Genomic DNA, 6,000 nt, shown 5'->3' with positions numbered 1-6,000 from the left:
CCCCTACTTTCCCCCGGAGAACCCCACCATGGCCGTTGAAGGCAGCGCAGGCGACCTGCTCAAAGTCGTGACCCTGCTGGGCGCAGCGGTGGTCGCCGTGCCCCTGTTCAAGCGCATCGGCCTGGGCTCGGTGCTGGGTTACCTGGCCGCGGGCCTGGCCATCGGGCCGTTCGGCATGGGCCTGATCAGCGACCCGGCCACCATCCTGCACACGGCCGAGCTCGGGGTGGTGATGTACCTCTTCGTGATCGGCCTGGAGATGCAGCCCTCGCACCTCTGGAGCCTGCGCAAGGCCATCTTCGGCCTGGGCAGCCTGCAGGTGGTGGTGTGCGGCTTTCTGCTCACCGGCGTCGGCCTGGCCTTCGGTTTCCCGCTGGGCGTGTCCTTCGTGAGCGCCATGGGCTTCGTGCTGACCTCCACCGCCGTGGTGATGCAGCTGCTGGGCGAGCGCGGCGACATGGCCCAGCCGCGCGGGCAGAAGATCGTCGCCATCCTGCTGTTCGAGGACCTGCTGATCGTGCCGCTGCTGGCGGTGGTGGCCTTCCTGGCGCCGCCCGACATCGGCGGGCCGGTGGCCGCCAACTCGTCGCGCTGGGGCGCGATCGGCCTGGGCCTGGGCTCGCTGGTGGCGCTCGTGGCCGCAGGCGTGTGGCTGCTCAACCCCCTCTTCCGCATCCTGGCCAACGCCAAGGCGCGCGAGGTGATGACCGCCGCCGCCCTACTGGTGGTGCTGGGCGCGGCCCTGCTGATGCAGGTCGGTGGCCTGTCCATGGCCATGGGCGCCTTCCTGGCCGGCGTGCTGCTGTCCGAATCCACCTTCCGCCACCAGCTGGAGGCCGACATCGAGCCCTTCCGCGGCCTGCTGCTGGGCCTGTTCTTCCTGAGCGTGGGCATGTCGCTGGACCTGGCGGCCGTGGCGAGCAACTGGCCCATCATCGTGGCCGGCGTGGTGGCGATGATGCTGGTCAAGGCCCTGTGCATCTACGGCGTGGCGCGCTTCGCCCGCAGCTCGCACGCCGACGCGCTGGACCGCGCCGTGCTCATGGCGCAGGGCGGCGAGTTCGCCTTCGTGCTGTTCGCCGCCGCGCTGGGCGCCAAGGTGATCGACCCGGTGGTCAACGCCAACATGACCGCCATCGTGGTCCTGTCCATGGCGCTCACCCCGCTGGTGGTGCTGGTGCACCGGCGCTTCGCGGCCAAGGACACCGGCGTGTCCATGGACGGCATCGAGACCGTGGCCGACCGGGCCGCGAGCGTGCTGGTGATCGGCTTCGGCCGTTTCGGCCAGATCGCCAGCCAGGGCGTGATCGCCCGGGGCGCGAGCATCACCATCATCGACAACAACGTGCAGATGATCCGCGACGCCGAAGCCTACGGCTTCAAGGTCTACTACGGCGACGGCTGCCGCGCCGACGTGCTGCACGCGGCCGGTGCCCACGCGGCGCAGGCCATCTTGGTCTGCCTGGACAACAAGGAAGCCGCCACGCGCATCGCCGAGCTGGCCAAGACCGAGTTCCCGCACGCCGAGCTGCTGGTGCGCGCGTTCGACCGCGAACACGTGCTCGAGCTGCGCAAGGCCGACGTGGGCTACCTCGTGCGCGAGACCTTCGAGTCGGCCATGGCCATGGGCCGCCAGGCGGTGCTCACGCTCGGGGCCGCCGAGGAGGAAGCCGACGAGGTGATGGAGCACCTGCGCCGGCGCGACGCCGAGCGCATGGACCTCGAAGCCGCCGGCGGCCTGTTCGCCGGCCGCCAGCTGGTGCTGGGCAACCAGGTGAAGAAACAGCAGGCCGAGGGCCAGGACGCGCAGGCCCCGGCCTGAACCCTCACGGGCAGACGGCTTCGACGTTGTTGCCGTCGGGATCGATCAGGAAGGCCGCGTAGTAGGTCGGGCTGTAGTCGGGCCGCGCGCCGGGGCCGCCGTTGTCGCGCGCGCCGGCCTTCAGGCCCGCTTTGTAGAAGGCGTCCACCGCCCGGTGGTCGGAGGCGCGAAACGCGACGTGCGTGCCCGGGCCCTGGTGGCCCGGCGCCGCGTAGAGCCACAGCGCGGGGGCGTCTTTCGGCCCCAGGCCGGCATAACTGTCGTCGTGGGAGCCCAGCACGTGGCCGAGCGGCGCGAGCGCGGCTTCGTAGAAGCGGGTGCTCTTGGCGAGGTCGTTGACTTTCAGTCCGAGGTGGTCGTACATGGCGAAGGTTTCCTGCTCGATGGGTGGATGAGGCGTTCATCTTCGAGCAGGGTCGCCAGGCGGTCTTGGAGAATCTTGCGGTCTTGGGGAAGACCGTTGCGGGCGGCGCGCCGGAAGCCGCGCGGGGACAGGCCGGCCGCGCGGTGGAAGCTGCGCACGAAGTTGCTGAGGTCGGCGAAGCCCACCTCCAGCGCCACCTCGGTCACCGGGCGATCGTCCTCGGCGAGCAGCCGGGCCGCGTGCCGCAGGCGCGAGCGCACCAGGTACTGGTGCGGCGTGACGCCCAGCACCCGCGAGAACACCCGCAGGAAATGGAACGGACTCAGGGCCGCTTCGCCCGCCGCCCGGTCCAGGTCGACGGCCTCGTTCGAATGGGCCGCGATCCACGTCGCGGCCTCGACCGCGCGGCGCCGGTCGCGTTCGGCCACCGGCGCGGGCCTGAGCTCGCGGCCGCTCACCACGTCCACGAAGCGCGACGCGAACCACAGGCCCACCTCGTCCAGGCCGGCGTCGCCCTGGCCGCTGGCCACGGCCTGCGCGAGCTCGCCCAGCACCATGAGCCCGGGCAAGGGCGGCAGGCCGCCGGTGCGCCAGGTGCGGCGGTCGCCACCGACCAGTTCGACGAAGCCGGGCGAGAGGTGAAAGGCCAGGCACTCGTCGCCGCAGACCGCGTGGTCGTGCGTGCACATGAATTCGTCGCCCGGGTGGCCCACCAGCACCGAGCCGGCCACCAGCTCGTAGGCATCGCCGCCCACCCGGTAGCCGAAGGTGCCCTTGCGCACATAGGACACCGAATGGCCCTGGTGCACCTCCGTGAACGGCCGCTCGGCCGGGCCGGTGCCGCAGCGGTAGTCCACCACGCGCACCGGGCCGGCCTGCAGCTCGGTGGCGGTGATCACGGCGGCTCTCCGTCGAACAGGCCGGGCTCGTTGCCGATGCGGGCGCGCTCGATCTGCAGCATGCGCAGCTTGGTCGGCACGCCGCTGCCGCCCGAGAAACCACCCGAGCGCCCGCCCGCCGCGAGCACGCGGTGGCAAGGCACGATGGGCGCGAACGGGTTGTGGCCCATGGCCTGCCCCACCGCCCGGGCCAGGCCGGCGTCGCCCAAGGCCTCGGCCAGTTCGCCATAGGTGCGCGTTTCGCCGGGCGGTATCGCGCGGGCCAGGGCATAGACCTCGCGCTGGAACGGGGTGAGTCCGCTCATGTCGAGCGCGATCTCGCGCAGATCGGTGCGCGAGGCGCCCGCCAGCAAGGCCTGGACGCCGTCGATGGCGGCCTGCACCGGCGCGGGCGGGTGCGCGTCTTCCGGCAGCGGCGGCAGGCCCTTCAGCAAGCGGGCCCGGGTGCGCGTGGCATCCGCTTCGGGCAACTGCACCGCCACCACGCCGTGCGGCCCCCAGGCGATGCCGATGGCACCGATGGCGGTGTCGAACAGCGTGTGGCCGCCGTCCATCGCGGTCTCACACCGCGCGCAGCGCCGCGCGCAAACCCGCACCGATCTCGGGCCGTTCGAGGAACGGGTCGGCCGGGTTGGTCTGGTTGACGATGCCTTCCATGCGCGCGCGCACATTGCCCAGCGCGCGCGGGTGGCTGAAGATGTAGAAGCGGTCGGCGCTGATGGCGTCGAACACCAGCTGGGCCACCTCGGCGGCCGAGACCTTGCCCGAGCCCACGGCCTTGTCGGTCATGGCCTGACCGATCAGCTGGCTTTGCGTGGCTTTTTCGTCGGCCATCTCGGCCGGGCGGTTGCGGTGGCTCTGGTTGATGCCGGTGGGCACGAAGTACGGGCACAGCACGCTGGTGCTGAGCTGATCGCTCACCAGCTTCAGATCCTGGTAGAGCGTCTCGGTCAGGCTCACCACGGCGTGTTTGCTCACGTTGTAGATGCCCATGTTGGGCGGCGTGAGCAGGCCGGCCATGCTGGCGGTGTTGACGATGTGGCCGCGCCAGTTCGGGTCTTTCCTGGCGGCGGCCAGCATCATGGGGGTGAACAGGCGCACGCCGTGGATCACGCCCCAGAGGTTCACGCCCAGCACCCATTCCCAGTCGCGCACCGAGTTTTCCCACACCAGGCCGGCCGAGCCCACGCCCGCGTTGTTGAAGACGAAGTGCGGAGCGCCGAAGCGCTGTTCGACCGCCTTGGCCAGGGCTTCCATCTGTTCCTGGCTGGAGACGTCGACCTTGCGCGAGAGCACCTGCACGCCGGTGGCCTCGATCTCGGCCGTGGCCTTGTCCAGCGCGTCCTGCTGCACGTCCACCAGCACCAGATTCATGCCCAGCTTCGCGCCGATGCGCGCGCATTCGAGGCCGAAGCCCGAGCCGGCGCCGGTGAGCACCGCCGTTTTGCCCTTGAAATCCTGAATCATGGATGTCTCCTGTGTGTGAAAGAACTCAGGCGGCCCGAACCATCTCGATGTGGTCGATGCCGTCTTCGATGTAGATCTCGCTGGCCGGTTCGAAGCCGTGCTGGCGGTAGAAGGCCTCCAATCTGGCCTGCGCGCCGATGCGGATGGGCTGCACGCCCCACAGGCCGTGCAAGGCCCGCACCGCTTCGCGCATGAGCACATGGCCCCGGCCACCGCCGCGCGCGGCCGGCAGCGTGACCACGCGGCCGATGCTGGCCTCGGTGAATTTCAGGCCGGCCGGCACCAGGCGGGCGTAGGCCGCCAGCGTGCCGTCGGTGCGTTCACCGAGCAGGTGGAAACATCGGGCGTCGGCGCCGTCCATGTCCTGGAACACGCAGTTCTGTTCCATCACGAACACCTCTGTGCGCAGTTGCAGCAGGGCATACAGGTTGCGGGCATGCAGGGCATCAAAAGGCAGGCAGCGCCAGGTCAGGTTCGGGGTCGGGGAGCTCAAGCGCGCACTTCCCTCAACACATAACCGATGCGCGGGAAGTGCACGTGCAGGCGCCCGGCGCGCTCGTCGTTGCGTTCCAGCGTGTAGCGGGTGCGCGTGGCCGCGCGCAGGATGCCTTCGGTGGGCTCGGGGCCGAAGGACTCGGCGGTCACGGTCACGCGGCTGCCCAGGGCGATGCCGTGTTCGTCCTGGAACACGTCGTCGGTCAGCGGCGCGGGCTCGGCGGCGGCCGCGATGGCGATCGCCTCGGTGGACGTCATCTTGTGCGACGTGCCGTGGCCGATGGCGGCCATGCGGTCCAGCCACTCGATCACGTGGGGCGTGGCGTCCAGGATGCCGGCCATCGCGGGGTTGACCACGCGGGTGAACCACAGCGGGTGATAGGCGGCGAAGTCGGCCACGCAGGGCGCGCCGCCCAGCAGAAAGGGCTGTTCCTCGACCATGGTAGAGAGGCGGCGCAGGTAGCTGCGGTAGGCGGCGGTGGCGTCGCCCGGGCGCAGGCTGGTCATGCCGCCGCGCATGGCGCCGCGGTCGGCCGCGAAGGCCTGGGCCGCTTCGGGAGGCTGGCCGGCGAACAGCGCGGCCGCGCCCTTCGGGCTGAGGCTGTAGGCCATGGCGGCCCAGAACAGCGTGGTGTCGGCCCATTGCGCCAGCACGCGCGCCACGCCCTTGTGGTGCTCGTGGTAGAGCGCGGGCTGGGGCTGGCGGTGCTCCAGCACGTCGCAGATCAGCGCGGTGTCGCAGTAGATGTCGGCGCCGACCTGCAGGATGGGCGTGCGGCGGTAGCCGCCGGTGAGCGCGACCACGTCGGGCTTGGGCATGATGCGTGGGATGTTCACGCTCTGCCAGGCAAGGCCCTTGTGGCCCAGCATCAGGCGCGCTTTCTCGGAAAACGGCGACGTGGCGTAGTGGTGAAGGATGAGGTCGGACATATCGGGGGGGCCTTGTGGGAATG

7 protein-coding genes are annotated in these 6,000 nt (G+C 70.5%); 1 reads left to right on the top strand and 6 read right to left on the bottom strand.

What is annotated here, in order from left to right; translation table 11 throughout:
* Positions 1-28: 28 nt before the first annotated feature.
* The gene (locus AC3WPZ_RS06690; RefSeq protein WP_382326654.1) at positions 29-1,822 is read left to right on the top strand and encodes a monovalent cation:proton antiporter-2 (CPA2) family protein; all 1,794 of its coding nucleotides are present in this window, start codon (positions 29-31) and stop codon (positions 1,820-1,822) included.
* A 4-nt stretch (positions 1,823-1,826) separates the two neighbouring features.
* Here the strand turns inward: AC3WPZ_RS06690 and AC3WPZ_RS06685 are convergent, their stop codons facing one another.
* From AC3WPZ_RS06685 to AC3WPZ_RS06660, 6 genes are read right to left on the bottom strand one after another with little or no spacing between them, the layout of a single operon-like run.
* A complete protein-coding gene (locus AC3WPZ_RS06685; RefSeq protein ID WP_382324898.1) occupies positions 1,827-2,186 on the bottom strand; it encodes a VOC family protein in 360 nt (119 codons plus the stop codon).
* Positions 2,165-3,085, bottom strand: coding sequence for a helix-turn-helix domain-containing protein (locus tag AC3WPZ_RS06680; protein WP_382324900.1), 921 nt, complete (start codon positions 3,083-3,085; stop codon positions 2,165-2,167). The genes AC3WPZ_RS06685 and AC3WPZ_RS06680 overlap by 22 nt, the downstream gene beginning before the upstream one ends.
* Entirely contained in the window at positions 3,082-3,639 is a 558-nt protein-coding gene (locus tag AC3WPZ_RS06675) for a methylated-DNA--[protein]-cysteine S-methyltransferase (protein WP_492438718.1), read from the bottom strand. The genes AC3WPZ_RS06680 and AC3WPZ_RS06675 overlap by 4 nt, the downstream gene beginning before the upstream one ends.
* A gap of 7 nt (positions 3,640-3,646) precedes the next feature.
* Entirely contained in the window at positions 3,647-4,552 is a 906-nt protein-coding gene (locus AC3WPZ_RS06670) for an SDR family oxidoreductase (RefSeq protein ID WP_382157820.1), read from the bottom strand.
* A gap of 25 nt (positions 4,553-4,577) precedes the next feature.
* Positions 4,578-5,045: a GNAT family N-acetyltransferase gene (locus AC3WPZ_RS06665; protein ID WP_492438716.1), complete on the bottom strand. Its 468-nt coding sequence runs from the start codon at positions 5,043-5,045 to the stop codon at positions 4,578-4,580.
* Positions 5,042-5,977: a glutathione S-transferase family protein gene (locus tag AC3WPZ_RS06660; protein WP_492434985.1), complete on the bottom strand. Its 936-nt coding sequence runs from the start codon at positions 5,975-5,977 to the stop codon at positions 5,042-5,044. Before AC3WPZ_RS06660 ends, AC3WPZ_RS06665 begins: the two co-directional genes overlap by 4 nt.
* Between the last annotated feature and the right edge of the window lie 23 nt (positions 5,978-6,000).

It is taken from the genome of Hydrogenophaga sp. FW305-3-2-15-A-LB1, assembly GCF_058787875.1.
Note: the sequence above shows the minus strand (reverse complement) of the source record. Positions and strands in the feature narration are given on the sequence as shown.

Coding starts and splice junctions, on each gene's coding strand:
- AC3WPZ_RS06690 (WP_382326654.1), top strand. CDS start 29: ATGGCCGTTGAAGGCAGCGCAGGCGACCTGCTCAAAGTCGTGACCCTG.
- AC3WPZ_RS06675 (WP_492438718.1), bottom strand. CDS start 3,639: ATGGACGGCGGCCACACGCTGTTCGACACCGCCATCGGTGCCATCGGC.
- AC3WPZ_RS06660 (WP_492434985.1), bottom strand. CDS start 5,977: ATGTCCGACCTCATCCTTCACCACTACGCCACGTCGCCGTTTTCCGAG.
- AC3WPZ_RS06685 (WP_382324898.1), bottom strand. CDS start 2,186: ATGTACGACCACCTCGGACTGAAAGTCAACGACCTCGCCAAGAGCACC.
- AC3WPZ_RS06670 (WP_382157820.1), bottom strand. CDS start 4,552: ATGATTCAGGATTTCAAGGGCAAAACGGCGGTGCTCACCGGCGCCGGC.